General features: G+C 33.8%; 2 protein-coding genes. One reads left to right on the top strand and one right to left on the bottom strand.

Annotation, left to right across the window (positions count from 1 at the left end; all coding sequences use genetic code 11):
* Positions 1-336: 336 nt before the first annotated feature.
* A complete protein-coding gene (locus ACT3S4_RS14210; protein WP_444761289.1) occupies positions 337-1458 on the bottom strand; it encodes a hypothetical protein in 1122 nt (373 codons plus the stop codon).
* 546 nt (positions 1459-2004) lie between these two features.
* On the opposite strand from ACT3S4_RS14210, the gene ACT3S4_RS14205 reads away from it, so the two are divergent.
* Positions 2005-2919: a YagK/YfjJ domain-containing protein gene (locus tag ACT3S4_RS14205; RefSeq protein WP_444761288.1), complete on the top strand. Its 915-nt coding sequence runs from the start codon at positions 2005-2007 to the stop codon at positions 2917-2919.
* Positions 2920-3199: the final 280 nt, after the last annotated feature.

The following is a 3199-nucleotide window of genomic DNA, read 5'->3' as shown; positions in this document are numbered from 1 at the left end:
CAGGTGATTACTAGCAAATTGTCTAAATAGTGGAAAAAATTTAGTTTAATAAGAGAAATTGCACAATAAAAAAAAGGCTTCCAATTGCTTGGAAGCCTTTTAATATAATGGTACCCGGAGCCGGAACAGTAATAAGTAATTAAGTGTTTGATTTATATATAAAAATATTAATAAATATAATTTAGTACACTCGTGAGTATACTTAAGGTTTGTTTTTCAGTTTTATAATTTAAGAGTAACTAAATATTATTACTTAAAGAGGTTTTAGTGTAACACAAGCTATGAACGTAATACGGTATGGCAGAAGCTGTTGATAGACTTGTAACACGTATAAGGTTAGTCTGAAGCACCGCCTTGATTTAATGCTTTAGTATTACTTACAAGGAGCTCATCATACATTGCCTCTATCGAATTATTGATAAACTGATTTGCTGTAACTCCACTGAAAGCCATCAATGCTTCTAATTTGGATTGGTTTGATTTATACACTTTTATCTTGCCATCGCTCACTTTACTTTTGACTTCATAACTTTTTTGACCATCCCATGCTTTTTTCATGCTGTACAGTATGTAGCTTCTTAGAGAGAAACCTTTGTTATTTTTAGTGCCTATCTCAGGGCTTTCAACGTTAGATAATACATCCAAACTTGCAAGAATAAGCTCGTATTTTTCCACAATGCTCTCAGGAAAAAACGTATCTTTTAGTATGATATGTTGATTATCTGCTCTATCTAAATAGTCATAAATCCAGTTGATTTGATTAGGATTATCAACATCTATCCATTTAGTTTGTCTATTTTCTACACGGTTTTTAAGATAGATTGACTTTGCATGGATTATTCCGGTAGCTATCCCATTATCTGCTTCCCATACTATGAAAGTATTATAAGTAGGAAGAGTGCGTCTATAGCTATGATCAAAACTGTTAATATTGTATAGCAAATAAGTGATTACTAACTCGAGTAACTCACTCCTACCTGTATAAACTTGATTTTTTAACGGACTTTCGATTAGGTATGCTAAAAATAATGAGTGTCGTAAATTATCCTGAAACCAACTTATATAAGTTTCAGGTAAGAAGTTTTTTGATTTATAGCTGAGCAGGGTCGTATATTCTTCAATAGGATTATGATGACGGTATAAATAATCAATCAGTAATATTTTATAATCATCAATATTAAGTATCTTTAATTTCCGACTATTATTTTCTAGTATGTCTCTTGCATGTAACAAAGACATAGCCTCACGATCGCTTATTTTTTTCAGAAATGAGAAAAAATTATCTATTGATCTTCGCTCACTCTTAAAGTCTTTGATTGACTCGCTAACTGCTGCTTTACTTAACAGCTCACTTTTGTCATTTGCATTGTACCCCTCTGAACTTAAATCTTTAGCATCGTTGTAGGTTGATAATTGTCGATCTACAGTATTGTTTTCATATATTGGTATCTTACTCATAACGAATTCTACCCTAAAATAACTAGATTTAACCTAGTGAAAACCTACTAATATACACTAAATCAAGTAGTAATTTTCTAGTATTTTTCTGGGAAAAAGTCAACTTAAGCCCTTTAAAGTAATGTCTTACGTGCATTATTGGCACTTAAATCATTGAATATTATGAGCTAGGTTTTTTTTCAAGTTATTTCAAATTCTAATCATCAAAAGTAAGCACTATATGCTATACATCAAACCGGATAATAAGTGTATTTAGAAACCTATTAAATTGAATGACTAATGGTTTATCCAATTTAATAGGTTGATCTAATATCTAGAGGTAGTTGGCTGTCATATCATAATAGGTAACTCCATTCCTGTATTTGTTGCTCAAAATACTCGAAATCCACAATTTATAGTATGTATTAACCCTGAGAACTCTGCACTTAAACCGCTTCTTCTTAGTAGGTTATTTATATTATTAAATAAACAACTCTAAACATCCGTCATAAAAAAATACTGACTGACCCTACTCTATGAACACCACACTCACATAGGAACAGGATCATGTCATATTCACATCTAAATCAACCTCAAGTTGTCTCTAACGTCGATAAATTAGTTAGAGGTACTCTATCCAATAAGCTTGGTTTCGAAGAAGTAAGAAACCGACTTAATGATTTATATCATCCATTCATGAATACCCTTGATGAGGAATTGGGTTATTCAGAAACAGCTAATGCATTTATCTACAGTACTAACAGTATCGTTGGCGATTCATATCCTTGCGACGTCTTTTGGGATCACGATAAAACTCAGTTCTTTATCGATAGGCTCTCATACTATGAAAATGCTATCGATGTTAAAGATGATCTTTGGCGCGATCAGGAGATTGCAAATAAAGCGGAACTCGAAATTTATATTCGAGAACTGATTAATCATTATTCAAAATTGTTATTTGTCTACGTCGATTTAAAGTACACAAGAGAAGAGAGTCACCTTGTGGATATAGAAACCTTTCATGCTCATATGAATCATATGAGAGATCTTATAGGGAATAAAAAGACATGCTTTGAGCATTTACAAGGGTATGCTTGGGCATTAGAGCAAGGAGATATGAATGATGGTCTTCACTGTCACTTACTCCTCATCTATGATGGTTCAAAACGACAGAATGATTATTATCTAGGTAAAGAGGTGGGAGAAAAATGGCGTCATATTACAGATGGAGTTGGAACCTACTATAACTGGAATACTTCATCAAACAAGTGGAAGTATGATCAACAAAACCTTTTAGGGATGGGTATGATCTATCGTAATAACTCACTTGAAGTCGAAAATGCGGTAAGAACAGCATCGTATCTGACCAAGCCTGAAAAGAGTGGACAGCAACTTAAAGTGATGATATCGGATATGCGTAGCTTTGGTCGTGGTACTTACCGCAATACCAAGCGTCGGAGACTAACACCAAGAACAAAATAATTTCAAATATATACTATTTTAATGAGATAGCGCATTAGTAGTTAATAAAGCGCCTAATCTAATCGACATTCAATCAATAAAGGTCTGCCTCGTGCAGGCCTTTTTTATGCCCAAAATAAAAGGAGTGTTTATGAAAACCATCTGTCCATGTTGTCAGTCAACTGCGGTCTATGAGATGACTGATGGCATCAGTATCAATTTGATTGACCAGCTGTTGTCCCCAGCGGTTTTAGTGAGCCTTGGCGTTAGTCTGTGTAAGACGCTTAAGGTTCACCCTGCT

It is taken from the genome of Psychrobacter sp. AOP30-A2-5 (genome assembly GCF_052378115.1).
Lineage (GTDB): Bacteria > Pseudomonadota > Gammaproteobacteria > Pseudomonadales > Moraxellaceae > Psychrobacter.
This window is presented reverse-complemented; position numbering and strand designations above follow the sequence as displayed.

Excerpts from the sequence above, each read along its gene's own strand:
- ACT3S4_RS14205 (WP_444761288.1), top strand. The coding sequence starts at position 2,005 with ATGTCATATTCACATCTAAATCAACCTCAAGTTGTCTCTAACGTCGAT.
- ACT3S4_RS14210 (WP_444761289.1), bottom strand. The coding sequence starts at position 1,458 with ATGAGTAAGATACCAATATATGAAAACAATACTGTAGATCGACAATTA.